Genomic DNA, 24651 nt, shown 5'->3' with positions numbered 1-24651 from the left:
GCAACCGGGGAACAGGACGTTCATCCAATTGTTGTCTTCGGGAGTGGGAAATGAAGCCTTTTTTGCGCTGGTGTTTCGTTGCGACAGCACTCACGCTGGCAGGATGCAGTAATTCCTCCTGGCGGAAGAGTGAAGTCCTCGCAGTGCCACTGCAACCGACTTTACAGCAAGAAGTGATTCTGGCACGCATGGAACAAATTCTTGCCAGTCGGGCTTTAACCGATGACGAACGCGCACAGCTTTTATATGAGCGCGGAGTGTTGTATGATAGTCTCGGTCTGAGGGCACTAGCGCGTAATGATTTTTCACAAGCGCTGGCCATTCGACCGGATATGCCTGAAGTATTCAATTACTTAGGCATTTATTTAACGCAGGCAGGCAATTTTGATGCTGCCTATGAAGCGTTTGATTCTGTACTTGAGCTTGATCCAACTTACAATTACGCGTACTTAAATCGCGGCATCGCACTGTATTACGGCGGTCGCACTAAGTTAGCGCAAGATGATCTGCTGGCGTTTTATCAAGACGATCCCAATGATCCTTTCCGAAGCCTGTGGCTTTACATCGTTGAGCGGAAGCTCGATGAGAAGCAGGCACGTGAAGCACTGAAACAGCGCTTCGAGAAGTCGGATAAAGAACAATGGGGATGGAACATTGTCGAGTTCTACCTCGGTGACATTAGCGAAGCAACGCTGATGGAAAAACTGAAGGCGGACGCAACGGATAACACCTCGCTCGCTGAGCATCTCAGTGAAACCAACTTCTATTTAGGTAAGTACTACCTAAGTCTGGGGGATAAGGACAGCGCTACGGCACTGTTCAAACTGGCGGTTGCTAACAACGTTCATAACTTTGTTGAGCACCGATACGCATTGTTGGAATTGTCGCTCTTGGGCCAGGAGCAAGATGACCTGGCAGAATCGGACCAGCAATAGCTGACGAACAAATCAGCCCGAAATCTTTTTGATTGCCATCACCTTAACGGGTGAGGGCTTTATTGTTCGTTAATTCAACTAATTTGAGCCGGTTCACACTTTTCAATGAAAATTGCCGTAATTTTTCACGATGAGTTATGTAGACTGGCCGCCATTCATATTGAGGCACACGTACTACATGGCTGAATTCGAAACCACTTTTGCAGATCTGGGTCTGAAACCAACTATCCTTGAAGCACTCAACGATCTGGGTTACGAAAAACCATCCCCGATCCAGGCAGAGTGTATCCCGCATCTGCTGGGCGGCCGCGACGTTCTGGGTATGGCCCAGACCGGGAGCGGAAAAACTGCAGCGTTCTCTCTTCCGCTGCTTAACAATCTTGATCCGGAACTGAAAGCACCACAAATTCTGGTGCTGGCACCGACCCGCGAACTGGCGGTTCAGGTTGCTGAAGCAATGACGGACTTCTCTAAACATATGCGCGGCGTAAACGTGGTTGCCCTGTACGGCGGCCAGCGTTATGACGTGCAGCTGCGCGCACTGCGCCAGGGGCCGCAGATCGTCGTCGGTACGCCGGGTCGTCTGCTGGATCACCTGAAACGTGGCACCCTGGATCTCTCCAAACTGAGCGGTCTGGTGCTGGATGAAGCTGACGAAATGCTGCGCATGGGCTTCATCGAAGACGTAGAAACCATTATGGCGGAGATCCCGGACGGTCATCAGACCGCACTGTTCTCTGCAACTATGCCGGAAGCTATCCGTCGCATTACCCGCCGCTTCATGAAAGAGCCGCAGGAAGTGCGCATTCAGTCAAGCGTAACCACTCGCCCGGACATCAGCCAGAGCTACTGGACTGTGTACGGCATGCGTAAAAACGAAGCGCTGGTTCGTTTCCTGGAAGCAGAAGATTTTGATGCGGCGATTATCTTCGTTCGTACCAAAAACGCGACCCTGGAAGTGGCTGAAGCCCTGGAGCGTAGCGGTTACAACAGCGCTGCACTGAACGGTGACATGAACCAGTCCCTGCGTGAGCAGACCCTGGATCGCCTGAAAGACGGTCGTCTGGACATCCTGATCGCAACCGACGTTGCGGCACGTGGCCTGGACGTTGAGCGTATCAGCCTGGTCGTTAACTACGATATCCCGATGGATACCGAATCCTACGTTCACCGTATCGGTCGTACCGGCCGTGCGGGTCGTGCTGGCCGTGCGCTGCTGTTCGTTGAGAACCGCGAGCGTCGTCTGCTGCGTAACATCGAACGTCTGATGAAGCTGACCATTCCGGAAGTAGAACTGCCGAACGCAGAACTGCTGGGCAAACGCCGTCTGGAGAAATTTGCCGCTAAAGTTCAGCAGCAGCTGGAAAGCAGCGATCTCGACCAGTACCGTGCACTGCTCGCGAAAATTCAGCCGACCGCTGAAGGCGAAGAGATGGATGTGGAAACGCTGGCTGCCGCTCTGCTGAAGATGGCACAGGGCGAACGTCCGCTGATCCTGCCGCCAGATGCGCCGATGCGTCCGAAGCGTGAGTTCCGTGACCGTGACGATCGTTTCGAACGTCGTGGCGATCGTAACGATCGTGGTCCGCGTGGCGATCGTCCGGAGCGTGGTGGTGAAGACCGTCCGCGTCGCGAGCGTCGTGACGTTGGCGATATGGAACTGTACCGCATTGAAGTGGGCCGTGATGATGGTGTTGAAGTTCGTCACATCGTGGGCGCGATTGCCAACGAAGGCGACATCAGCAGCCGTTACATCGGTAACATCAAGCTGTTTGGCTCTCACTCCACTATCGAACTGCCGAAAGGTATGCCGGGCGAAGTACTGCAGCACTTTACTCGCACCCGCATCCTGAACAAGCCGATGAACATGCAGCTGCTGGGCGACGCGCAACCGCGTCCGGACCGTGGCGGTGAGCGTCGTGGCGGTGGTCGTGGTTTCGGTGGCGAACGTCGTGAAGGCGGCCGTGAAGGCGGTCGTGGTGGCGAAGGTCGTCGCTTCTCCGGCGAACGTCGCGAAGGCCATCGCGGTCAGCGTCGTGATGACAATGGTGCTCCGCGCGCTCCGCGTCGTGATGACAACGGCAGCAGCCGTCGTCGTGACGCATAATCGCCGCGTAAAAACCTGCGTTTATTGACGTAAAGTAAAATATACAGCCCCGATCTTGATGATTGGGGCTTTTTTTATTCCATTTGTACTCGTGTACTGGTACAGTGCGTCACGTTATCGGATGAATGAATTTCCTGGAGACTGGCCCGCATGGCAACACTCACGACCACAGCAACCCGACCGTCACTCATTGGCGGTGTGGTAATTATCGGCGGCACCATTATCGGTGCAGGCATGTTCTCTCTGCCTGTGGTGATGGCGGGCAGCTGGTTCTTCTGGTCGCTGGCGGCGCTGGTTTTTACCTGGTTCTGTATGCTGCATTCGGGGCTGATGATCCTTGAAGCGAACCTCAACTACCGCATTGGTTCAAGCTTTGACACCATCACCAAAGATCTGCTGGGCAACGTCTGGAACGTAGTGAACGGCATTTCCATTGCCTTTGTACTCTACATCCTGACCTACGCGTATATCTCTGCGAGTGGTTCGATTCTGCATCACACCTTTAGCGAGATGTCGCTGAACGTTCCGGCACGGGCAGCCGGTTTTGGCTTTGCGCTGCTGGTGGCCTTTATCGTCTGGTTAAGCACCAAAGCGGTGAGCCGAATGACGGCTATCGTACTGGGTGCAAAAGTGATTACCTTCTTCCTGACCTTCGGTAGCCTGCTTGGGCACGTGCAGCCCGCTACGCTGCTGAACGTCGCAGAAGCAAATACTTCGTACATGCCTTACCTGCTGATGACGCTGCCATTCTGTCTGGCCTCATTTGGCTATCACGGCAACGTTCCAAGCCTGATGAAATACTATGGCAAAGATCCTCGTACCATCGTGAAATGCCTGGTGTATGGCACGTTGCTGGCACTGGCGCTGTACGTGGTGTGGTTGCTGGGGACAATGGGTAACATTCCGCGTCCGGAGTTTATCGGTATTGCGCAGAAGGGCGGTAACATCGATGTGCTGGTACAGGCGCTGAGCGGCGTACTGAACAGCCGTAGCCTGGATCTGCTGTTGGTCGTGTTCTCAAACTTCGCCGTAGCAAGTTCGTTCCTTGGCGTAACGCTGGGGCTGTTTGATTACCTGGCAGACCTGTTCAAGTTTGACGATTCTCCGCTGGGGCGTTTCAAAACCGCGCTGCTGACCTTCCTGCCGCCGATCGTCGGTGGTCTGCTGTGGCCGAACGGCTTCCTGTATGCCATTGGCTATGCAGGACTGGCGGCAACCATCTGGGCTGCCATTGTTCCGGCGCTGCTGGCTCGCGCATCACGTAAACGCTTTGGCAGCCCGCAGTTCCGCGTGTGGGGTGGTAAGCCGATGATTGCGCTGATCCTCGTGTTTGGTATCGGTAACGTGGTGGTGCATTTCCTGTCGAGCTTTAATCTGCTGCCTGTTTACCAGTAGAAGATTATGCCGGATGCGGCTGCGCCTTATCCGGCCTGGCTATCTTGTAGGCCCGGTAAGCGTAGCGCCACCGGGCAAACAACACTAACCCGCCATCTCCTCACGCACCTGCATCGCCAAATCAAACGAATGCAAACGGGCCTGATGATCGAATATCTGCCCGTTAACCATAATCTCATCGGCCTGGGTTTCGCGCAGCACTGACTCCAGCCCATGGCGTATCTTTGCTTTATCGCCAACCAGCGACATGCTGAGCGCCTGCTGCACGCCGTATTGCTCTGATGCAGACCACAGCTGGTGCATATTCTCCACCGGCGGCGGCAGCTGCCCGGTTTCACCACGACGTAGCTTCACGAACGCCTGCTGCATCGAGGTGAACAGGAATTCCGCGTCGCGGTTGCTGTCGGCGGCGATGATATTGATGCACACCATGGCATACGGTTTTTCCATCCGTGCGGAAGGTTTGAAGTGGGTACGGTAGAGATGCAGCGCCTGGTGCAGCATATCCGGCGCGAAGTGTGAGGCGAAGGCGAAGGGTAGGCCAAGCTGAGCTGCCAGCTGCGCGCTGTAGAGGCTGGAGCCCAGCAGCCACACCGGGATTTTTTCCCCATAACCAGGGACCGGACGAACGTGGGGGTTCGGATCTACCGCGTCGAACCAGTCGACCAGCTCGGCGACATCGCGCGGGAAGTTGTCGATGTCGCCGCTCATGTGGCGGCGCAGTGCCATCATGGTGCGCTGATCGCTGCCTGGCGCACGACCAAGACCTAAATCGATACGGCCGGGATACAGGGTGTTCAGAGTGCCAAACTGCTCGGCAATCACCAGAGGCGAGTGGTTGGGCAGCATGACGCCACCGGAACCCAAATGCAGCGTGGTGGTATTCGCTGCCAGGTAGCCAATCAGTACGGAGGTCGCGGCGCTGGCGATCCCCACCATATTATGGTGTTCTGCCAGCCAGTAGCGGTGATAACCACGCTTTTCGGCCAGGCGCGCTAAATCGAGAGAGTGAGAGAAGGCCTCCTTTGCGGAGGATCCTTCGGGGATCGGCGCCAGATCCAGCACCGAAAACGTAACGGTTTTATCAGTCATAACGGCTCACTTTGTTACCGGATAATCCTGCAATACTGCATTAAAGATTAGCGAAAGCTGTTAACAAAGTGAGCTTTTATCAGGCCTGCAACTCCAGGCCGGCAAGGCGTTTCCAGTAACCGTTGCAGTCGCTGTGCGGTGCGAGCGACAACGGTGCTGTGCCATTTTCATTGGCGCGGAAGGCGTCAAGCATCGCAAAGGTATCAGTGCCAAGCGGCGACAGACGTACCATATCAACCAGGCCGTGCATCGAAGCCAGCTCGTTGCCCAGGTTATAGACATAACCGCTCATGGTCTGAATGCCATTGAGCACAAACACCTGCTGGTTTTCCTGCGACAGCATGCTGCGACCGTTCGGGTACTTAATACAGCAGGTTTCGCACTCATCCTTTGGCTTGTCTTCTGAACGTGCGGTAAAGCAACGGGCGGAGTAAGCCAGCGGCAGATGACCATAGCTCAGTACTTCCACTTCGAACTGGTTACGGATGCCGAGTTCATCGCACTGAGTAAGCAGGTTTGCCAGCCAGTCGCGGGAGAGCTCAACCGGCATGCACCAGCGCACCATACCCTGTTTTAGCAGCAGGCGCAGGGTGACCGCGTTATAGCAGTTCAACGCATGGCCCGCCACGAACGGCAGCTTGCGCTCGGCGCAGAGGTTCACCACGCCGAGGTCGCTGGCTTCAAGCAGAAAATCGCCATTATCGACATAGCGTTTCAGCTCGCCGAGCTCCGACGATGCCTGTACCAGCGCGAGGGTGGAAAGCACCACCTGTTTGCCGCTGGTCGCAAGGCTTTTAGCCATATCCAGCCAGTCGCCGGTTTTGGTCGCACGGCGCTTGCTGCATACCGCTTCGCCCAGATAAATGACGTCGGCGCTGCTGTTCGCCGCCTGCTGGTAGAAATCTTCCAGCGTCTCTTTTGACCAGTAATAGAGCACCGGTCCTAAGGAATATTTCATCACGTTTCCTACTGCCACTTGCGGTGATAGGCGCCGAGCGTTGTCTGGCTGCCTTCCGACATTGAACCGAGCGTCTCCATCCAGGCCGACTCGGGAACGAAGTTTTGTGGATTTGCTTTGCAGCGATCGATAGCCTGACGCCACACTTTCGCGACCTGGCTCACGTAGGCCGGGCTGCGCTGACGCCCCTCAATTTTCACCGAGGCGATGTTGGCTGCCAGCAGCTCAGGCAGTAGCTCAAGCGTGTTCAGGCTGGTGGGCTCTTCCAGCGCATGATAGCGCTCACCGTCGACCAGATAGCGTCCTTTGCACAGCGTCGGATAACCGGCGTTTTCACCATCCTGATAGCGGTCGATCAACACCTCATTGAGGCGTGATTCAAGCCCCTGTGGCGTTTGCTGCCAGCGCACATAGCGGGCAGGTGAACAGGCACCCACGGTGTTGGGGGATTCGCCCGTCAGATAAGAGGAAAGGTAGCAGCGACCTTCCGCCATAATACACAGGCTGCCGAAAGCAAAGACCTCCAGCGGCACTGGCGTAACGCGTGCCAGTTGCTTAACCTGATGGATGGACAGTACGCGGGGGAGCACGACGCGCGCCACGTCAAAGTTGCGATGATAGAAACGCACCGCCTCTTCGTTGGTGGCAGATGCCTGAACGGAGACATGACGCTCAATATGCGGATAGCGTTCTGCGGCATACTCAAGCATGGCGATATCGGCAAGGATAAGGGCATCGGCACCCAGCTGCGCGGCCATATCTACCGCACGCTGCCAGCGGGCGTAACCGTCCGGATGCGCGAAGGTATTAATGGCAATGTGTAGCTTACGGCGATGTTGATGCACAAAGCTGACGGCTTCCTGCAGTTTCTTTTCGGTGAAGTTAAGGCCGGCAAAGTGACGGGCGTTGGTGTCATCCTTCAGCCCGATGTAGACGGCATCTGCGCCGTTCTCAATGGCCGCCTTAAGCGCCGGGAGGTTTCCGGCAGGGCAGAGCAGCTCCATAATATTTCCTGAGCATCGCGACCATGCGGTCGCCAGAATTGTTAACGAACTGGGATTTTAGTTAACCCATCGGTGATAATTTTTGATTTGGGGCAGTTAAAAGCGTATTGATGGCACTATTGTTAGGCTGTGGTGAATTTGTTGATTTACGCCGCTATGTCATTTATCGGATGTGGCAGAATATCCGGATTACAGAATTCAGGGAGTAAAGTTGTGTTAGATAAACTGCGTTCACGTCTGGTGCATATGGGGCCGTCTCTTCTGAGCGTGCCCGTGAAGCTGACGCCATTCGCCTTAAAGCGTCAGGTACTGGAACAGGTGCTCACGTGGCAATTTCGCCAGGCGCTGGCGGACGGTGAACTGGACTTCCTTGAAGGGCGCTGGCTGAGCATTGAAGTGCGCGATATCAACCTCAAGTGGTTTACCAGCGTTGATAACGATCGCCTGGTGGTGAGTCAATCTGCCGAGGCTGACGTGAGCTTTAGCGCCGATGCCAGCGATCTGCTGATGATCGCGGCACGTAAGCAGGATCCGGACACGCTCTTCTTCCAGCGTCGCCTGGTGATTGAAGGTGATACGGAGCTTGGGCTTTACGTCAAAAACCTGATGGACGCCATTGAGCTTGAGCAGATGCCGAAAGCGCTTCGCGTGATGCTGATGCAACTGGCAGACTTTGTTGAAGCTGGGCTTTCCAGCGAGCCGACAACCAAACACACATCGGTAGGTGAGCCATGCTGATTCGAGTTGAAATAGGGATCGATGCCCCGGGTATTGACGCGCTGCTGCGCCGCTCATTTGAAAGCGATGGGGAAGCGAAGCTGGTCCACGACCTGCGGGAAGATGGGCTAATTACCCTTGGACTGGTGGCGACCGACGATGAAGGCCAGGTGGTTGGCTATGTTGCGTTCAGCCCGGTGTCGGTAGAAGGCGAAGAGCTGCAGTGGGTTGGGCTCGCGCCGCTGGCGGTGGATGAAAGCTACCGGGGTCAGGGGATTGGCCGTCAGCTGGTCTATGAAGGGCTGGATTCACTCAATGAATTTGGCTATGCCGCTGTGGTGACCCTTGGCGAGCCAGAGCTCTATCAGAAGCTCGGTTTTGAGACAGCGGCGAAGTACGATCTACGCTGCCGCTGGCCGGGCACGGAAGAGGCTTTCATGGTGCACCGTCTGGCAGATGATGCGCTGAACGGGGTCCATGGCCAGGTCGAGTACTGCGACCACTTTAATCGTTTCTAAGACGCGCCAGCAGCGTTTCAAACGATCCATCTCCGGCGACGAGGCGCTCCTTCTGGTGCTTCGTCAGCTGTTTAATCTGGTACTCCAGCCGTAGCGCAAGTGAGCGTTCACCCACCTCGCGGTGAAAAGCCAGCTGGAGTTCACCTTTTCCCCGTAGCGCTTTCGCTCCCTTTCCCGCCTGATGCTCTGCAAAACGCCGCTCCACGTCCGTCGTAATACCGGTATAAAGGCGATTGTCTGCACAACGAATAAGATAAAGAAACCAGCGCACGTTCCGAATCATCAATATGTTAAGGTGAACGCAGCCTATCATAAGGAGCATTCAAGATGGAAACGCCTGACGCTATCCAACGCTGGCTGGCAAAGCAACATGTGGTGACCTGGTGCGTTGCCCGGGATGGTGACCTGTGGTGCGCCAACGCGTTTTACCTTTTTGACCCTGAGCGCATGGCTTTCTACCTGCTGAGCGATGACTCTACCCGTCACGCGCAGATGTCGGGCCAGCACGCCCGGGTTGCGGGTACGGTCAACGGTCAGCCGAAGACGGTCGCCCTGATCCGTGGCGTACAGTTCAGAGGCGAAATTCGTCGCCTGGATGGGGAGGAGAGCCTCGCTGCCCGGGCACGCTACAATCGCCGCTTCCCGGTGGCACGCGTAATGTCAGCGCCAGTGTGGGAAATTCGCATCGATGAACTAAAATTTACGGATAACACACTGGGGTTTGGTAAGAAAATTCACTGGCAGCGACAGGAGTGAATCTATGAGTCAGGTGCTTATTACCGGTGCCACCGGATTAGTTGGTGGGTGCTTACTGCGTATGCTGATGCGGGAGCCGCGGATCACCGCCATCGCTGCCCCTACCCGTCGTCCGCTGGAGCCGCTCCCTGGCGTCTTTAACCCCTACGATACGCAGCTAACCGATGCACTGGCTGAAGTTCAGTCTGCCGTGGACGTGGTGTTTTGCTGCCTCGGCACCACGCGGCGGGATGCCGGGAGCAAAAAAGCCTTTATTCATGCCGATTACACGCTGGTGGTCGACACCGCGCTGACCGGGCTGCGCCTGGGCGCGAAGCATATGCTGGTGGTCAGCTCCATGGGAGCAAACGCCCACTCTCCGTTCTTCTACAACCGGGTAAAAGGGAAGATGGAAGAGGCGCTGATGGCACAATCCTGGGAGCGTCTGACCATTGTCCGCCCGTCGATGCTGTTGGGCGATCGCAAGCAGCAGCGTTTTAATGAATCCCTGCTGGCGCCGCTATTTTCCTTCCTGCCGGGTAACTGGAAATCGATTAAAGCCAGAGACGTGGCGCGGGCAATGCTGCATGAGGCTCGTTCCCCGTCGCGGGATGGCGTCAATATTATCTCGTCAGCAAAACTGCGTGATATTGCACAAAACGAGGCGTAGTATTCCCCGACTTATCGACTCTCCCCGGGGAATGCTATGGCTGGTCAGTCTTCATCTCAGGCGGCAACACCACGACAGTGGTGGAAGCCCGCACTCTTTTTTCTCGTTCTGGCCGTCGGCCTTTGGTATGTGAAGTGGCAGCCCTATTACGGCAAAGCCTTCACCGCCGCAGAAACTCACAGTATTGGTAAATCGATCCTTGCCGGGGCTGACGGCAACCCGCTGCGCGCCGCATGGGATTACACGCTGGTCTATTTCCTCGCGGTGTGGAAGGCGGCGGTGCTTGGGGTCATTCTCGGTTCTCTGGTACAGGTGCTTATTCCGCGTGACTGGCTACAGCGAACGCTGGGACAAACACGCTTTCGCGGAACGCTGCTGGGAACGCTATTCTCTCTGCCCGGGATGATGTGCACCTGCTGTGCAGCGCCTGTCGCCGCGGGAATGCGGCGTCAGCAGGTGTCGATGGGCGGAGCGCTGGCCTTCTGGTTGGGTAACCCGTTGCTGAACCCCGCTACGCTGGTGTTCATGGGGTTTGTGCTGGGCTGGCAGTTTACCCTGATTCGGCTGGTGGCGGGTCTGGCAACCGTGCTGGTGGTCGCCACGCTGGTGCAGAAGTGGGTGAAGGAGACACCGCTTCCAGCCGCGGAGCCCGAAGCGATAAAGCCGGAGCCGCAGGACGGCTTTTTCAGCCGCTGGCTGAGGGCGCTATGGTCGCTTTTCTGGAGCACTATCCCGGTCTATATTCTGGCGGTACTGGTGCTGGGGGCCGCGCGGGTCTGGTTGTTCCCTCATGTCGATGGCCTGGTGGGTAACACGCTGTTCTGGGTTATTGCGATGGCGCTTGCCGGGTGTCTGTTCGTTATCCCGACCGCGGCAGAAATTCCCATCGTGCAGACCATGATGCTGGCCGGAATGGGCACGGCGCCCGCGCTGGCGTTGCTGATTACGCTTCCGGCGGTGAGCGTCCCTTCGCTCATCATGCTGAGAAAAGCGTTTCCGGCAAAAGCGCTGTGGCTGACCGGGGGGCTGGTGGTGCTGAGTGGTAGCGTGGTAGGGGCGCTGGCGCTGCTGTAAGCAAAAAAATGGCCCGCTGGGCGGGCCATAATACGAGCTACTTGAGGTAGGTAAACGCGGTGGTGACGTGCTTCACGCCGCTCACCCGGCTCGCCATATCGGCGGCAGCTTTACCTTCACGATCGGTGACCAGCCCCATCAGGAAGACTTCGCTGTTCTCGGTTGTCACCTTCACGTTGGAGGATTTTACCTGGTCGCTGCTCAGCAGCTGCGAGCGGACTTTGGTGGTTATCCAGGTATCGGAGGATGCCGTGCCAAGACTGATGGGTTGCCCAATACGAATTTCATTAAACACTTCGGTGGCACCGTCCACGCCGACGGCGATTTGCTTCGCCCGGGAGGAGAGTTCGCTGTTCGGCGCCTGGCCCACCAGCAGCACTTTGCCCTGGTAAGCGGTCACGTTAATACGGGCTTCTTTCTTAATTTGTTCGTCTTTTGACAGGGCGCTATTCACGCGCAGTTCCAGCGTGCTGTCATCAACCTGCGTGCCTACGCTACGCGGATCGGTTGCGGCTTTCGTTCCGACAGCGGCAGTACCAACTACCGCCGCGGCAACGCATCCCTGAAGCAGCAGCGCGGAAATAAGGACTGCGAGGGGCGAAAATGCCTTCACCTTCATATGTACTCCTTAATCGTCCTGGTGTGGGAAGAGCGTATTATCAATCAGATCGCACAGGCAGTTGACGGTCAGCATGTGCATCTCCTGGATGCGCGCGCTGCGATGAGAAGGAATGCGGATCTCCACATCCTGCTGACCGAGTAAACCGGCCAGCTCACCACCATCATAGCCGGTGAGGGCAACGATAGTCATATCGCGGGTGACGGCGGCTTCAACGGCTTTCACAATGTCACGGCTGTTGCCGCGCGTTGAAATCGCCAGCAGCACATCTCCGGCATGACCTAGCGCACGCACCTGTTTTGCATAGATTTCTTCATGCAGGCGATCGTTAGCAATCGCCGTTAAGACCACATTATCGGTATTAAGTGCAATGGCGGGTAAACTAGGACGCTCTGTTTCAAAGCGATTGATCATGCTGGCAGCAAAATGCTGTGCGTTGGCGGCGGAGGTGCCATTACCACAACAGAGGATTTTGTTGCCGTTAAGCAGGGACTGCACCAGCGTCATTGCTGCACGGGAGATGGCATCCGGAAGCGCTTCTGCTGCCGCGATTTGGGTTTGAATGCTTTCCGTAAAGCAGGCTTTAATTCTTTCGAGCACGATATCCCTTAACTTTTCAAAATGACGCTATTCGCCGAAGGCGTTCTGTAACCACTCGATCTGATTGCCGGTGAAGGCTACCACATCGAAACGGCAATCCACAGTGTCAAAGCTCCCATTGTGACCTGCAAGCCACAGACGGGCAGTGTGAAGCAGCTTTTTCTGCTTGCTGCGGGTCACGCTGGCGGCAGCGCCGCCGTAGCTGGCTGACTGCCGGTAGCGAACCTCAATAAACACGGTTACGCGGCCATCACGCATGACGAGGTCAATTTCACCGCGCCTGCCGCGCACGTTAGCGGCAATAAACCGCAGACCTTTGTTTTCCAGCCAGCGACGCGCCTGCTGTTCCCACGCGTCGCCGGTTTGTTTCCCGGTCAGTTGGCCGGAACGATTTGTCCCTGCTGGTATTTGAGCCATGACAACTTCCTGTTGATCACGCAGTCCGGGGTGGCGCTCAGATCGCCGGTGTTACCGTTCAATTCAAAACCAGGCATCTGGCGCATTTGCGAGAAGTGGTTGGCAAGCGTCCAGGCATCCACGCCCATGGCATACAGACGAGCCAGGGAGTAGTCGTTGCGAACGGCGGCGAGCGCCTGCTGCATTAACGCCGGGTTACTGCCTGCCAGCATCGGAATTTCGCTGTACTGCAGACCGTCCATCTCCAGACGGAAGTCCGGACCGGCGGTGCCCTGTGCGCTGCGGGAGCTGGCATACAGCGTAGCACCGGCCTGGCTGCCGTTACGCATGGCGATCATCGGTTTGATGTAGGCCACTTCTTCCGGTGTGGCGACGATGTAGACTGCATCAACTTTACCACCGCTGGTGATTTGCGCATCCGTTGGCGGGGCCGGAATGGTCAGGCCGCCGATGGTCACGCCGGGCTGCTGTGGCACGCTGGAGGCGACAGGGCTGCCGCTCAGGGCGATACCCGCACCGCCGTTTACACCCATTTTCAGCTCAGAGATGGAGCCAAAGCGCTGCTGCAGCACAATGCCGCCGCTCTGTTTCTGCCACTCATCGGAAAAGGCTTTCGCTACGCGATCGCCGAGTGCGCTACGCGGGATAAGCAGCAGCGGAGATTGTTTACCCTGCTCGCGGATGTGGCGCGCGGCATCGCGGGCTTCATCTTCCGGAGAGAGCGCAAAGTAGCAAATGTTAGCGCGGTTCTGCACGGCCTCCGGTTGGTTCAGCGCCAGCACGTTCAGCGGCGTGTTGCTACGCAGCAGTTCGTCGACGTTGTTTTTCAGCAGTGGGCCAACGACCAGCGTGGCGCCATCCTGCTGTGCCTGGGTCAGGAGCTGATCCATCGGCTGAGCCGTAGTGTCGTAAATCTTCAGTTCTGCTGACGGGTTGGACGGTGAGGCGACAACCGCCTGGGGCTGTGCTGGCGCAACGGCCTGGGCGCTATCCGTAGTGGTTGGTGCCTGCGCTGGCGCAGACGTTGGCACCGGCGTTTGCACCGGGGCGGCGGTCGGCGCTGGAGCCTGAACCTGCTCGGCAGCCGGCGTTTGTACCGGGGCCTGAGTTTGTGCCGGCGCCTGTGCCGCTGCCGGGCTGCTGCCGGTAAGATCGCTGACTTCAGCCTGTGACGGGCTCACCACGGCCTGATTAACGTTCGCGACCTGTGCGACCTGCGAAGGGACTGCGCTACCGGAAACCGTACCGATGTTGCCATTTTTTGCGGCTTCAAAACCCTGCTGGATCACGCGACCAAATACCGCCGCCTGGCCGTTTAACGGCAGGAACAGGGCAATTTTGTTAGCAGAGGCGGCTTTGAAGTTCTGAACATTCGCCAGCTGGCTCGGCAGCATTTTGGCGCCCGGGTTCTGCGGGTAGCGGGTCTGCCAGTCTTTGATCCCGGCTTTCATCATGTTGGCGTCGCTACGGTTCTCAAACCAGACGCGCTGCAGATCCAGCCAGCCCTGCAGGACGTTTTCGTCCGCGTTGATAACCAACGTTTTGGCCTGCTCCTGGGTCATTGCTGAAAGCGCCTGCCAGGTGGCGTCGATGTTACTCTGTTTGTCTTTCACCGCGCTCAGCAGCGGCTCCTGGGCAATCAGGGCACGCAGCAGCGACAGGGACGGTTTACCCTGTTCGGCGGTAATGCGGTCCTGCCAGTAGCGGGCCTGCTGCGGCGCTTCAAGATCTGCTGGCGTGATTTTTGTCAGCAGCGCCAGGGCACCGGCGAAATCTTTCTGCGCCAGCTTCAGTTCGGCGGCAAGCAGAGACTGCTCAAGGCGCTGTTCAGCGCTGAGGTTTTGTGGCAACTGGGCGAACAGCTCGCCTGCCTGCTGGCTCTTCCCTTCCTTCAGCAGTGCACGAATGGCGAGTAATTGCCAGTTGGTCTTGCTATCATCAGCGCTTTGCTGCATTTGCTGGAGATAGTAGCCTGAATCCGCCTGCGCGGTGCCCTGAATATGGGCGGCGCTCTGGTCTGGCGCTTTGGTGCCACAGCCGGCGAAAAATAACGCTGCCACAACGAGAGGCAGACAGCGTGCGGCTTTCGAACGTAAAAGAGTAGACGGTACCATACTGTATCCAGTGATTATTTTTATACGCAATGCTCAATATTAAATCGGCTATACGGACGACACAATGAAACAACACGAATCCGCGGATAATTCTCAAGGTCAGCTCTACATTGTTCCCACTCCGATTGGGAACCTGGCTGATATCACCCAGCGCGCGCTGACTGTGTTGCAGTCTGTTGATTTAATTGCCGCAGAAGACACCCGACACACCGGTTTGCTGCTGCAGCATTTCGCGATCAGCGCCCGTTTATTTGCCCTGCATGACCACAACGAACAGCAAAAAGCTGAAACACTTTTAGCGAAGCTGAAAGAGGGGCAGAACATCGCGCTGGTCTCCGACGCCGGGACTCCGCTGATTAACGATCCTGGCTACCATCTGGTACGCACCTGTCGTGAAGCCGGTATCCGCGTGGTGCCGCTGCCGGGGCCGTGTGCGGCAATCGCTGCGCTGAGCGCAGCCGGGTTACCTTCGGATCGTTTCTGCTATGAAGGCTTCCTGCCCGCCAAATCAAAAGGGCGCCGCGATACCCTGAAGGCGCTGGAAGAAGAGCCGCGTACCCTTATCTTCTATGAATCAACCCATCGACTGCTTGAGAGCCTGGAAGACATCTGCACGGTGCTGGGCGAGTCTCGCTACGTGGTACTGGCGCGTGAGATCACCAAAACCTGGGAGTCCATTCACGGCGCGCCTATCGGCGAGCTGCTGGCGTGGGTGAAAGAAGATGAGAACCGTCGCAAAGGCGAGATGGTGCTGATTGTCGAAGGTCATAAGGCCGAAGAAGACGCGCTACCCGCCGACGCGCTGCGTACCCTGGCGCTGCTGCAGGCCGAGTTGCCTCTGAAGAAAGCCGCGGCACTGGCAGCCGAAATTCACGGGGTGAAGAAAAACGCGCTCTACAAATATGCGCTGGAGCAGCAGGGGTAATGCATTACCAATAGCGACCGCCTGGCGGAAGAAAAGCCATTACGAGCGTACTGCCCGGGGGACGGGCAGTACGCATGGTGGGTTATTTCAGCGGGGTGGCTTCCAGTACCACCGTTTCCAGTGGTTTAAGCGTAATCACTACCGCTTCTTTGTAGTTCGCCGGAATAGTACTGTTGTTGCCATAGACCGGTTTCAGGGTGAACTGCGAGGTCGCGCCCTGCGGCAGCTCAAAATCCTTCACCAGATTCAGATAGTAGGTTTGCGGTTTGTCCGATGGATTACGCAGACCAAGGATCGCTTTGTCTTTGCTCCATGACGCCCAGCCGTAGGCTTCAAGCGCGGTCGGATCCCCGCCAATCCAGTGGGTATCAACCAGCACGCTGGCGTTGTCGCGCGACCATTTCGCCGCCTGCGCCAGGGTGTCCCACTTCGCCTTGTTCAGCATTGACGGCGTGATATACAGCTCCTGCAGCTGGGTGCCGGTGGCGAAGTAGCTCCAGACCTGATCGGCAAAATCGCTGTCGGTTTGTACCTTCTCCAGCCCGTAGTAGGCATGTTCTGCACTAACAATACCGTGATACATCAATGAGTTCAGTGGGAATAGCGGCCCTTTACGCACGATAGAACGGTAGGTTTCCGCATCGCGATAGGTCATCCACTGCTGCACCGGAGAGCCTACGCCATACAGGTTGATGTCATCACCCTGTCGCCAGATGGAATCGGCATAGAACAGCCACGACGGGCTGGCATCGGTACCGGTGGTCAGGTTGATGAACAGGTCTTTGTTGGCTTTACGCATGTTGTCGAGCAGCACAATAGAGGCATCAAAGTCCGAAGCGAACGGGCTGCCCTTAATGTGTGAGTTGGCATTGCCCATGCCGTCGAGCTTGAACGAGGTGATGTGCTCGTCTTTGATAAGACGGGTTATCTGCTCGTTGAAGTTCTTGAAGTAATTCGCCCCGGAAAGCGCCAGTTTGCCGTCGACGGTCTCGAAACCATACTCTTTGGCGTGCGACACGCGGATATCACGCGGTTTGTTGTAACCACCCCACGGCGACAGCCACAGACCTACCGAGCTGTGCAGGCTCTCGGCTTTGTCCTTCACCACGCCAAAGCCGTTGCTGAACGCCGGGCCAAATAGCCATCTGCCGGTACGGTCGTCCCAGCCATCGTCGAGCAGGAAGGCGTCGAGCTTCACGCCCCGGCCGGTGATGAACTCTTTATTCCACTCGTCCATACGTCCAATAACGTCTTTCTCGGTGTAGGTCGTGAAGAAGCCGATATCCATCCAGCTGTTGTAGTGCAGATACGGTTTATACGGACGCGGGCGCACGGCATCAACGAACTGATTCACGCTACGGCGCAGCTGGTTGGTTTCCGGGAAGGTGCCGAAAAACACGGTATAGCTCACCGGTGTTTCCGGCTGAACGGGTGTTTTCAGCTCGACGTTAAGATTTGTGGTCGCCTCATAGGCGTAGGTATTAATAATTGGCTTGTTCGGCAAAATAAAGAACGAGTCGGCAACGATCGGCGAGCTGTTGATCGCGCCATCCACGTACGGTGCCTGCGCCTGCTTCTTCGTAGGGAAGAAGGTGATTTTCGCTACGTCACGGGCTTTGCCTATGGCGGCAATGGTGTAGTCGATGCTGGCGTATTTACCTTTCAGCAGATTCAGCGTCACGGTAACGTTGAAATCCGGGTGGCTGTAATCGATGCGGATGGCGTTATCCTGCTTGTCGACGTGCTTAATTTTAAAGTCGGCGGCGTGAATAACTTTCTCATCCGGTAGCGTCAGGAAAAACAGCTCCTGCGGCGACAGCTGGTGGTTGGCGCGGGTATCTTTAATTACCGTTGCCGAATTAGCGTCGTCGAAGGTAATGGCCATATTTTCGTTATTCAGCGCATAGTTCGCCGCAAAGGCGCTGTTTGATACCAGCAGGGCGAGTAACGAAACATTGAGCACTTTTTTCATGGGGCAGAGGTCCTTGTTTTCGTTTATTTATAGTGAGTTAACATTCGCTCGATCGACTGCTCCAGCCAGTGACGCTGGGTGCCGAAGTTAAAACGCAGATAGTTTTCGCCGTTCTGTACGTAGTGGCTGCCGTCTTCAATCACCACCCCCGCCTTTTGGGCGAAGTGCTGTGTCAGTTCAGAAGCGCTGCGTTCGTCCTGGCTGATATCCACCCACGCCAGATACGACGACTCCGGCGTCATCATCTTCCAGTGCGGGAAGTGCGTTTTGATGGCGTCGGCCAGATACAGGGCGTTATTGCGCAGGTAGACGTTCAGCTCGTCGAGCCACGGCAGTCCGTGTTGATAAGCCAGAATGATCCCCCAGACGCCGAAAATGTTCGGTGAGGTTATGGAGTTCTTCTCCAGCTGCTGGCGAAAACGCTGGCGCAGTTTGTCGTCCGGGATCATCGAATACGACGTCTTCAACCCGCCGAGGTTGAAGGCTTTGTTCGGCGAGGTGAGGACGATAAGGTTATCCAGCGCGGCAGCGCCTGTGCTCAGGCAGCTTACGAACTGGCCGTCGAGAATATGCTCGGCGTGCACTTCATCAATCACCAGAATCACGCCATAACGCTGACACAGGTCAGAGACCTGGCGGATCTCGGCTACGCTCCAGATACGTCCGGATGGATTATGCGGTGAGCAGAAGAAATAGAGCTTCGGCTGGTGGGCTTTGAACTGCGCCTCCATCAGTTCGAAATCGAGATGGTAGCGGTTGTCCTCCACGCGAAGCGGGTTTGCCAGCACCTGTACGCCCTGGCGCTCCGTTGCCATCGCAAAAGGATCGTAAACCGGCGTGTTCATCATCACGCTGTCGCCCGGCTTGCAGAAAGCCTGCACCGTATAGTGCAGGGTGGAGACGGTGCCGTAGGTCAGGGTTATCCACGATCTCTCAACGCTGACGTGGTGGCGCTCGCGCTGAAAGCCGATAACCGCCTCGTAAAACTCATCAAAGCACCACGTGTAGCCAAAGGTGCCGTGCGACACGATGCGCTGAAAGCCGTCGATAACCGCCGGTGGTGAAGTGAAATCCATATCGGCAATCCACAGCGGGATGAAATCCTCCGGGACGTTGCCAAAGCGGGAGCAGACGAAAGCATGATCCCACTTGCGGCATTTATCACTTTTACGCTCGATAATTTTGTCAAAATCAAACACAACAACCCCCGGTTAAATTAATGCTTCGATACCTGTTTTCACACCCTGTACCTGCGGGCCGATAATGACCTGAACGCTGTGCGCATCCAGCACCACTACCGACAGCGCTCCCGCGTCTTTCAGTGACTGCTGGTCGACTTTACTCATGTCCTTCACCACCAGGCGCAGGCGGGTAATACAGTTATCGAGTGAATCAATGTTCTCTTTGCCACCGAGCGCGCTCAGGATAAGTCCGTGATCGTATTTCGATTTGCCACGCGCTTTGGTATTGCTGGCCACCGCCTGAGCGGCACCTTCGGTGTCCTCTTCACGACCCGGCGTTTTGATATCGTGCTTGAGGATGTACCAACGGAAGACGAAGAAGTAGATAGCGAACCAGACCGCGCCGACCGGAATAACCAGATACCACTTGGTGGAAAGCCCCTGCATCACGCCGAAGATCAGCAGATCGAGGATCCCGCCGTCGGTGTTACCGATAGTGACGCCAAGCATCGCCATAACCATCAGCGCCAGGCCCGACATCACAATGTGGAAGGCATACAGGGCAGGGGCGATAAACAGGAACAGGAATTCGATAGGCTCGGAGATCCCGGTAACCACGGAAACCAGTACGCCGGAGAGCAGCAGTCCTTTGATGACCGGGCGGTTTTCCGGGCGAGCGGTGCGGTAAATGGCGTAGGCGACCGCAGGCAGACCGAAGATAAACGTCGGCATAAAGCCCTGAGAGAGGAACGCGGTAACGTGCGGGCTGAACGGCATACCGGCTTTCAACTCGGCATAGAAGATGTTCAGTGCGCCAGCCACTTCCTGGCCGCCGACCATTTCAACCCCGCCTGCCGGGGTGAAGCGCACCATTGCCAGCAGAATGTGGTGTAAGCCGAAGGGTTTAAGCAGCAGAACCCCCACGCCGTACAGGAACGGACCGAAGACGCTGGTACCCTGAATAATATGGCCGATACCGGCGATGCCCATCGCCACGTATTCCCAAAGCAGTGGAATAAACAGACCGACCAGGGACAGCGTCAGTGCGGTGATGATAGGGACAAATCGAATACCGCCGAAGAAGGCGAAGGCATCGTGCAGCACGGTGTCCTGGAAGCGCTCGTGCAGGAAATACGTGATAACGCCGACGACGATCCCGCCGAGTACCCCCATTTCCAGCGTCTGAATACCCAGCACAATCGACTGACCAACCTGCTTCATGGTCGCCGCATCGGCAAGCTGGTGGGTGACGGTGAGATAGTAGTTAATGCTGAGGTTCATCAGCATATAGCCAACGAAACCGGCGAAGGCACCGACGGCTTTGTTACGGGTGGCAAGTCCCATCGGGATAGCCATGGCGAACATAATGGGCAGATAGGTGAAGGCAAAACCGCCCACCATCGCGATAAAACCAAAGGTCAGCTGAGTGAGCTCACCGCCCAGAAAGGGAAAACTTTTAATGGTTGAAGGACTGGTGACTGAGCTACCAACGCCCAACAACAACCCCATAAAGGCCAGCAGGGAGACGGGAAACATAAAGGTTTTCCCCAGGCTTTGAAAAAACTCCCACGCTTTCGATTTAAACGACTTTTCCTGCGTCATGTAGGGGACTCCTCGGATACAATAATTTTAATGGAAGGCGCACCCCGGTTTAAGGATGCGCCTTCGTTTTTGCGAGGCTTATAGTTATTTTTTAATGATGTTCTGATGCGACGGTATTCAGACTTCGGCGGGCAACAACAGGCGGTTTTGCGATCCGCAAACGGTAATTTTGCTTCTCACCACCTCTTTCATGGCGTCCATTCCCACACGCATGTAGTAGCGTGGATCGTTCCCCTCCGGGTTGTCGGCAAACCACTTCTTCACCGCATCGGCGAAGGCGATTTTGAGCTCGGTGGCTACGTTAACTTTGCACACGCCAAGCTCAATGGTGCGGCGGACGAACTCATCCGGCACATCGCTTGCGCCGTGCAGTACCAGCGGGATGTTCACCACTTCACGAATTTCAGCCAGGCGCTGGAAGTCGATTTTCGGCCGTTTGGTGTACAGGCCATGGGCGGTACCGATGGCGACGGCCAGGCTGTCAACGCCGGTCTGCTCAACGAAGCGTCTGGCTTCCTGCGGGTCGGTCAGGAACGCGCTCTCTTCGTCCACGTCCATGTCGTCTTCAACGCCGCCAAGACGGCCCAGTTCGGCCTCAACGCTGCAGTCGTGGAGATGGCAGAAATCGACCACGGATTTCACCAGCTTCACGTTGTCGGCAAACGGGAAGTGGCTACCGTCGATCATTGCGCTGCGCACACCGGCATCAACTTTGCGACTGATGTCCGCCAGTGATTCATGGTGATCCAGATGCAGCGCCAGCGGCATGTCGTAGGTGTTGGAGTAGGCTTCACACAACGCGTAAATTTCATCAAACGCGATGTGTTTGAAGGTGCCCGGTGTACCGGCGAGGATCACCGGCGATCGCATTTCGTGGCACACTTCCAGAATTGCCTGGATGGTTTCGGCGTTGTGAATGTTGAATGCCGGAACCGCATAGCCTTTCGCCTGTGCGTCCAGCAGGAGGTACTTCGTAGAAATAATACCCATCTCTTAATCCTCTCAGGCCAGCCATGGATGAATAACGACGCCTTTCACCACGCGGTTTACGGTGCCGCTGGCGGAAGGGGTATCCGGGGTGTTGCCGCAGTGCAGTGATTCCGTCAGTGCGAAAACCTGGGCGTACATCAGGAAGCAGAAGGCCTGCTCGACGTCGATGAAATCGCGGGAGGCTGGCAGCAGAATGTGCGGGCCTTCTTCAACGATCGCATCACTTTGGGCGGCGATCGCTACCACGCGCATCGCCTGTTTGTCGCGGCGCAGTTCGGTCAGTAGATCGAGATCGTACTGGCGGGTGTAGGGGTGGCTTGAAATGAACATCACCACCAGCGTTTCGCTGTCGACCAGCGATTTCGGCCCGTGGCGGAAGCCGGTTGCGGAGTCGTAGAACGCGGCAACTTTCCCGGCAGTAAGCTCCAGTACTTTCAGCGCTGATTCGCGGGCAGCACCCTGCAGACCACCGCTGCCGAGATAGACCACGCGCTTCCACGGCTGGCGGCCAAACACGCCGTCGCTGAAATCACCGAGCGACTGCAGAATGCTCTGGCAGCGGTCAGCCACATCGCGGAAAGTACGGCTGTTGATGACTTCCGGTGCGAATACCGCCAGGCAGCTTGCCATCATGGTGGTGATGCTGCTGGTCATCGCAAAACCACGATCGTGGGTTTCAGCTGGCATCAGCAGCGCGAAGGCATTGTCGCTGTTGTGAGCGTCCTGATAGAGGGATCCCGCTTCGTTACAGGTGATCGCCAGGTGGTAGCACTCGGTCACGAACTGGTTAGCCAGCGTGACTGCCGCAACGCTCTCCGGGCTGTTTCCGGAACGGCCAAAAGAGATGAGCAGCAGCGGGCTGTCGCTCTTCAGGTAATCCATTGGGTTGGTGACCAGATCGGTCGTCGGTACCGCAGAGAAGTTTTTCCCGGTGTGGCGCGCCAGCCACGGTGCAATGATGTCACCAATAAATGCGGAAGTTCCGGCACCGGTCAGGACGATGCGCAGATCGTTTTTACGCAGCAGCGGGGCGAGGAAGCTGTCGATCGCCTGACGGATGCTGTCGATATGGGTTAACGAGCGGATCCAGGTTCCAGGCTGCTGGCGGATCTCTTCTTCGGTCCAGGTGCCGGTTTTGGCAGGGGCGGGGATATAGGTTTCAGGCATAACTCAGTCCTTAGTCGCGTGAAATCAGCGTCAGACAGGTTCCGTTATGTTGTGGATTGCCTTTCGTTTCGTTTCACTTAATTACGTAAGTCGATAAGTGAAATCTACAGAAAAGAAATCGAAAGTTCAACGAAGGAAAGTGAAATAAAACGCAAAGTGTGATCCCTGATAAGGCTGCTTTACCTTTCTTTTAAACGAGGGAGGGAGAACAAAAGCTTTCGAAAGGGGAATAAAAAGCCCTGCGCGGGGAGCCACGCAGGGAACAAGAGACACACATTGAAACGGCTATAGGGGGATAGCCTGACCTTGAACCCAGGTTTGTTGCACCTGCAAACCCGCGTCGAGGGCAATCAGGTTTGCCCGTTTACCGATGCGGATGGAACCTAACTGGTCGTCAACGCCAATCAGCGCTGCTGGATGCAAAGTGGCCATACGAATCGCCGCTTCGGCGCTGACGCCCGCAAGCTCAACCATGTTACGTACTGCTGCATCAAGCGACAGCGTACTGCCCGCTAACCCGCCGGTAGCGGTGCGGACGACGCCGTCTTTCATTTCGACGTCATAGCCACAGATGTCGTACTTCCCGTCGGGCATTCCGGCGGCACGCATGGCATCGGTTATCAGCACCACGCGATCTTTGGCACACTGGCAGCACAGCCGCATGGCGGCCGGGTGAACGTGATGACCGTCGGCAATCAGTTCAAGCCAGGCGCGAGGGTCGGTTAACCCCGCGCCCACCATGCCCGGCTCGCGATGATGCAGACCGGTCATGCCGTTGAAGCAGTGCACCAGCCCGTCGGCACCGGCATCCAGCGCGGCAATGGTTTGCGCGTAGGTTGCGGCGCTGTGGCCGAGCATGACCCGAATACCGCGCTGCTTAAGGTGACGAATAGCCGCTAACGCCCCCGGTTTTTCTGGGGCGAGGGCGACTACGCGCAACGTGTTTTGCGAGCAGGCGATAAGCGCGTCGAGTTCTGCTATTTCCAGTTCGCGGAACAGTTCCGGCGGGTGTGCGCCTTTGTTCTGCGGCGTGAAGTACGGCCCTTCGAGATAGCTACCGAGCACCTGCGCGCCTGGCCCGCCGTGGTGTATACGTTGGGCAATGCGTTGCAGCGCGGATTCAATCGACTCGCGCGGCGCAGTTACAGTGGTTGGCAGCCATGCTCCTACCCCTTCCCGCGCTTTGTGCATTGCCAGAATGTCCAGCGTTTGCGGCGCATCGTCCATCACATCGACCCCGTCGCCTCCGTGGACGTGGAGATCGATGTATGCCGGACACAGCAGTTCGGCATCGCGCACCGTCACGCCGGACGGGATGGGCTCAATGGCCACGATTTCCCCGTCGTCGATACGCAACTGATGGTCGTCAAGCCAGCCGATTTCGCTGAGTACACGCCGGGCACGCAGCAGCATGCTCATATCCCTTCCTCAACCGCCTTTTCTTCGCGGCAACGCCCCATTTCATCCACCAGGCTTGTCAGCCCCCGATGGCCGCACTCCAGCGCCTGCAGGCGGAACGCCTCGCTGCTAAGACCGTCACGCTCCAGCACCATCTCCAGCAGCAGCTGCAGGTTGGTTCCGGTTATCACTTCCCGCCCGGGCTTTTGCATCGCCAGCGTCGATGCCACGCGGAAGGGGGTTCCGCCCAGCAGGTCGGTGAGAAAAACGATGTCCTGCTCAGGGTCGAGTGCGTTAATTGCCTCAGAAAGCTGCGAGGTCAGCAACGCCGTGGTAGAGGCCTGCGGAAAGTCGATGGCGACAAACTGCGGCTGTTCGCCCAGGATTTGCTCCATTGCCTGTTCCAGACCGCTGGCGAACCCGCCGTGACCGCAAAGAATAATGCCTAACATCATGACTCC

Annotated in this window: 25 protein-coding genes; 10 read left to right on the top strand and 15 right to left on the bottom strand. The window is 56.7% G+C overall.

Annotation, left to right across the window (positions count from 1 at the left end; translation table 11 throughout):
• The first annotated feature begins 50 nt into the window (after positions 1-50).
• From nlpI to mtr, 4 genes are all read left to right on the top strand, one after another.
• Complete coding sequence (gene nlpI, locus GYRE_RS13700; RefSeq protein WP_006818139.1) at positions 51-935, top strand: lipoprotein NlpI; 885 nt, start codon at positions 51-53, stop codon at positions 933-935.
• A 105-nt stretch (positions 936-1040) separates the two neighbouring features.
• Positions 1041-1121, top strand: coding sequence for a protein YrbN (gene yrbN, locus GYRE_RS24535; RefSeq protein ID WP_112471483.1), 81 nt, complete (start codon positions 1041-1043; stop codon positions 1119-1121).
• Entirely contained in the window at positions 1114-3042 is a 1929-nt protein-coding gene (locus tag GYRE_RS13695; RefSeq protein ID WP_038255978.1) for a DEAD/DEAH family ATP-dependent RNA helicase, read from the top strand. The genes yrbN and GYRE_RS13695 overlap by 8 nt, the downstream gene beginning before the upstream one ends.
• 150 nt (positions 3043-3192) lie before the next feature.
• Positions 3193-4437 carry a tryptophan permease gene (gene mtr, locus GYRE_RS13690; protein ID WP_038255976.1) on the top strand — a complete coding sequence of 415 codons (1245 nt, stop codon included), beginning with the start codon at positions 3193-3195 and terminating at the stop codon, positions 4435-4437.
• Between the two features lie 84 nt (positions 4438-4521).
• Here mtr and GYRE_RS13685 read toward each other — a convergent pair whose 3' ends face one another.
• From GYRE_RS13685 to ubiU, 3 genes are all read right to left on the bottom strand, one after another.
• Positions 4522-5529 (bottom strand): luciferase-like monooxygenase, encoded by a 1008-nt coding sequence (locus GYRE_RS13685; protein WP_038255975.1) that lies wholly within the window; start codon positions 5527-5529, stop codon positions 4522-4524.
• A gap of 79 nt (positions 5530-5608) precedes the next feature.
• Positions 5609-6487, bottom strand: a complete 879-nt coding sequence (locus tag GYRE_RS13680) for a U32 family peptidase (RefSeq protein WP_006818143.1) — start codon at positions 6485-6487, stop codon at positions 5609-5611.
• Positions 6488-6495: 8 nt separating this feature from the next.
• Positions 6496-7491, bottom strand: coding sequence for a ubiquinone anaerobic biosynthesis protein UbiU (ubiU, locus tag GYRE_RS13675; protein WP_006818144.1), 996 nt, complete (start codon positions 7489-7491; stop codon positions 6496-6498).
• A 213-nt stretch (positions 7492-7704) separates the two neighbouring features.
• On the opposite strand from ubiU, the gene ubiT reads away from it, so the two are divergent.
• Together ubiT and GYRE_RS13665 are read left to right on the top strand one after the other, a co-directional pair.
• Entirely contained in the window at positions 7705-8229 is a 525-nt protein-coding gene (gene ubiT / locus GYRE_RS13670) for a ubiquinone anaerobic biosynthesis accessory factor UbiT (protein ID WP_038255973.1), read from the top strand.
• Positions 8223-8726: a GNAT family N-acetyltransferase gene (locus GYRE_RS13665; protein WP_006818146.1), complete on the top strand. Its 504-nt coding sequence runs from the start codon at positions 8223-8225 to the stop codon at positions 8724-8726. The genes ubiT and GYRE_RS13665 overlap by 7 nt, the downstream gene beginning before the upstream one ends.
• Here the strand turns inward: GYRE_RS13665 and GYRE_RS13660 are convergent.
• Positions 8713-9009, bottom strand: coding sequence for a GIY-YIG nuclease family protein (locus tag GYRE_RS13660; protein WP_112471506.1), 297 nt, complete (start codon positions 9007-9009; stop codon positions 8713-8715). The genes GYRE_RS13665 and GYRE_RS13660 overlap by 14 nt on opposite strands.
• Positions 9010-9053: 44 nt before the next feature.
• Between GYRE_RS13660 and GYRE_RS13655 the strand changes: the two genes are divergently transcribed.
• Genes GYRE_RS13655 through GYRE_RS13645 form a run of 3 tightly spaced genes read left to right on the top strand, consistent with a single transcriptional unit; the run spans position 9054 to position 11205 of the window.
• Positions 9054-9482: a YhbP family protein gene (locus tag GYRE_RS13655; protein WP_038255970.1), complete on the top strand. Its 429-nt coding sequence runs from the start codon at positions 9054-9056 to the stop codon at positions 9480-9482.
• A gap of 4 nt (positions 9483-9486) precedes the next feature.
• A complete protein-coding gene (locus tag GYRE_RS13650) occupies positions 9487-10131 on the top strand; it encodes an NAD(P)H-binding protein (protein WP_038255968.1) in 645 nt (214 codons plus the stop codon).
• A gap of 36 nt (positions 10132-10167) precedes the next feature.
• On the top strand, positions 10168-11205 hold the full coding sequence (locus GYRE_RS13645; RefSeq protein WP_038255966.1) for a permease: 1038 nt from the start codon (positions 10168-10170) through the stop codon (positions 11203-11205).
• Positions 11206-11242: 37 nt separating this feature from the next.
• On the opposite strand, the gene dolP is transcribed toward GYRE_RS13645, so the two are convergent.
• Genes dolP through GYRE_RS13625 form a run of 4 tightly spaced genes read right to left on the bottom strand, consistent with a single transcriptional unit; the run spans position 11243 to position 14955 of the window.
• Complete coding sequence (dolP, locus tag GYRE_RS13640; RefSeq protein ID WP_038256102.1) at positions 11243-11818, bottom strand: division/outer membrane stress-associated lipid-binding lipoprotein; 576 nt, start codon at positions 11816-11818, stop codon at positions 11243-11245.
• Between the two features lie 15 nt (positions 11819-11833).
• Positions 11834-12424, bottom strand: a complete 591-nt coding sequence (diaA, locus tag GYRE_RS13635) for a DnaA initiator-associating protein DiaA (protein ID WP_006818152.1) — start codon at positions 12422-12424, stop codon at positions 11834-11836.
• Between the two features lie 27 nt (positions 12425-12451).
• Positions 12452-12841 carry a YraN family protein gene (locus tag GYRE_RS13630; RefSeq protein WP_038255964.1) on the bottom strand — a complete coding sequence of 130 codons (390 nt, stop codon included), beginning with the start codon at positions 12839-12841 and terminating at the stop codon, positions 12452-12454.
• Positions 12799-14955: a penicillin-binding protein activator gene (locus tag GYRE_RS13625; protein ID WP_038255961.1), complete on the bottom strand. Its 2157-nt coding sequence runs from the start codon at positions 14953-14955 to the stop codon at positions 12799-12801. Before GYRE_RS13625 ends, GYRE_RS13630 begins: the two co-directional genes overlap by 43 nt.
• A gap of 64 nt (positions 14956-15019) precedes the next feature.
• Here GYRE_RS13625 and rsmI point away from each other — a divergent pair, with 64 nt between their 5' ends.
• Positions 15020-15880 (top strand): 16S rRNA (cytidine(1402)-2'-O)-methyltransferase, encoded by an 861-nt coding sequence (gene rsmI / locus GYRE_RS13620; protein WP_006818155.1) that lies wholly within the window; start codon positions 15020-15022, stop codon positions 15878-15880.
• An 82-nt stretch (positions 15881-15962) separates the two neighbouring features.
• On the opposite strand, the gene GYRE_RS13615 is transcribed toward rsmI, so the two are convergent.
• From GYRE_RS13615 to agaF, 7 genes are all read right to left on the bottom strand, one after another.
• The gene (locus GYRE_RS13615) at positions 15963-17852 is read right to left on the bottom strand and encodes an alpha-galactosidase (RefSeq protein ID WP_006818156.1); all 1890 of its coding nucleotides are present in this window, start codon (positions 17850-17852) and stop codon (positions 15963-15965) included.
• Between the two features lie 23 nt (positions 17853-17875).
• Positions 17876-19051: a MalY/PatB family protein gene (locus tag GYRE_RS13610; protein ID WP_038255959.1), complete on the bottom strand. Its 1176-nt coding sequence runs from the start codon at positions 19049-19051 to the stop codon at positions 17876-17878.
• Positions 19052-19063: 12 nt separating this feature from the next.
• Entirely contained in the window at positions 19064-20635 is a 1572-nt protein-coding gene (gene malX / locus GYRE_RS13605; protein ID WP_006818158.1) for a maltose/glucose-specific PTS transporter subunit IIBC, read from the bottom strand.
• A gap of 117 nt (positions 20636-20752) precedes the next feature.
• Positions 20753-21625 carry a tagatose-bisphosphate aldolase subunit KbaY gene (gene kbaY / locus GYRE_RS13600; protein ID WP_006818159.1) on the bottom strand — a complete coding sequence of 291 codons (873 nt, stop codon included), beginning with the start codon at positions 21623-21625 and terminating at the stop codon, positions 20753-20755.
• A gap of 12 nt (positions 21626-21637) precedes the next feature.
• Positions 21638-22792: an SIS domain-containing protein gene (locus tag GYRE_RS13595; RefSeq protein ID WP_006818160.1), complete on the bottom strand. Its 1155-nt coding sequence runs from the start codon at positions 22790-22792 to the stop codon at positions 21638-21640.
• A gap of 285 nt (positions 22793-23077) precedes the next feature.
• The gene (gene nagA, locus GYRE_RS13590) at positions 23078-24211 is read right to left on the bottom strand and encodes an N-acetylglucosamine-6-phosphate deacetylase (RefSeq protein ID WP_038255957.1); all 1134 of its coding nucleotides are present in this window, start codon (positions 24209-24211) and stop codon (positions 23078-23080) included.
• Positions 24208-24642, bottom strand: coding sequence for a PTS galactosamine/N-acetylgalactosamine transporter subunit IIA (agaF, locus tag GYRE_RS13585; RefSeq protein WP_038255955.1), 435 nt, complete (start codon positions 24640-24642; stop codon positions 24208-24210). Before agaF ends, nagA begins: the two co-directional genes overlap by 4 nt.
• Between the last annotated feature and the right edge of the window lie 9 nt (positions 24643-24651).

This window comes from Yokenella regensburgei ATCC 49455 (genome assembly GCF_000735455.1).
GTDB classification, from domain to species: Bacteria; Pseudomonadota; Gammaproteobacteria; order Enterobacterales; family Enterobacteriaceae; genus Yokenella; species Yokenella regensburgei.
This window is presented reverse-complemented; position numbering and strand designations above follow the sequence as displayed.

Bases quoted from the DNA above. Each gene is read 5' to 3' on its own strand.
- nlpI (WP_006818139.1), top strand. From the start codon at position 51: ATGAAGCCTTTTTTGCGCTGGTGTTTCGTTGCGACAGCACTCACGCTG.
- yrbN (WP_112471483.1), top strand. From the start codon at position 1,041: ATGAAAATTGCCGTAATTTTTCACGATGAGTTATGTAGACTGGCCGCC.
- GYRE_RS13695 (WP_038255978.1), top strand. From the start codon at position 1,114: ATGGCTGAATTCGAAACCACTTTTGCAGATCTGGGTCTGAAACCAACT.
- mtr (WP_038255976.1), top strand. From the start codon at position 3,193: ATGGCAACACTCACGACCACAGCAACCCGACCGTCACTCATTGGCGGT.
- GYRE_RS13685 (WP_038255975.1), bottom strand. From the start codon at position 5,529: ATGACTGATAAAACCGTTACGTTTTCGGTGCTGGATCTGGCGCCGATC.
- GYRE_RS13680 (WP_006818143.1), bottom strand. From the start codon at position 6,487: ATGAAATATTCCTTAGGACCGGTGCTCTATTACTGGTCAAAAGAGACG.
- ubiU (WP_006818144.1), bottom strand. From the start codon at position 7,491: ATGGAGCTGCTCTGCCCTGCCGGAAACCTCCCGGCGCTTAAGGCGGCC.
- GYRE_RS13665 (WP_006818146.1), top strand. From the start codon at position 8,223: ATGCTGATTCGAGTTGAAATAGGGATCGATGCCCCGGGTATTGACGCG.
- GYRE_RS13660 (WP_112471506.1), bottom strand. From the start codon at position 9,009: ATGATTCGGAACGTGCGCTGGTTTCTTTATCTTATTCGTTGTGCAGAC.
- GYRE_RS13655 (WP_038255970.1), top strand. From the start codon at position 9,054: ATGGAAACGCCTGACGCTATCCAACGCTGGCTGGCAAAGCAACATGTG.
- GYRE_RS13650 (WP_038255968.1), top strand. From the start codon at position 9,487: ATGAGTCAGGTGCTTATTACCGGTGCCACCGGATTAGTTGGTGGGTGC.
- GYRE_RS13645 (WP_038255966.1), top strand. From the start codon at position 10,168: ATGGCTGGTCAGTCTTCATCTCAGGCGGCAACACCACGACAGTGGTGG.
- GYRE_RS13630 (WP_038255964.1), bottom strand. From the start codon at position 12,841: ATGGCTCAAATACCAGCAGGGACAAATCGTTCCGGCCAACTGACCGGG.
- GYRE_RS13625 (WP_038255961.1), bottom strand. From the start codon at position 14,955: ATGGTACCGTCTACTCTTTTACGTTCGAAAGCCGCACGCTGTCTGCCT.
- rsmI (WP_006818155.1), top strand. From the start codon at position 15,020: ATGAAACAACACGAATCCGCGGATAATTCTCAAGGTCAGCTCTACATT.
- GYRE_RS13615 (WP_006818156.1), bottom strand. From the start codon at position 17,852: ATGAAAAAAGTGCTCAATGTTTCGTTACTCGCCCTGCTGGTATCAAAC.
- malX (WP_006818158.1), bottom strand. From the start codon at position 20,635: ATGACGCAGGAAAAGTCGTTTAAATCGAAAGCGTGGGAGTTTTTTCAA.
- kbaY (WP_006818159.1), bottom strand. From the start codon at position 21,625: ATGGGTATTATTTCTACGAAGTACCTCCTGCTGGACGCACAGGCGAAA.
- GYRE_RS13595 (WP_006818160.1), bottom strand. From the start codon at position 22,792: ATGCCTGAAACCTATATCCCCGCCCCTGCCAAAACCGGCACCTGGACC.
- nagA (WP_038255957.1), bottom strand. From the start codon at position 24,211: ATGAGCATGCTGCTGCGTGCCCGGCGTGTACTCAGCGAAATCGGCTGG.
- agaF (WP_038255955.1), bottom strand. From the start codon at position 24,642: ATGTTAGGCATTATTCTTTGCGGTCACGGCGGGTTCGCCAGCGGTCTG.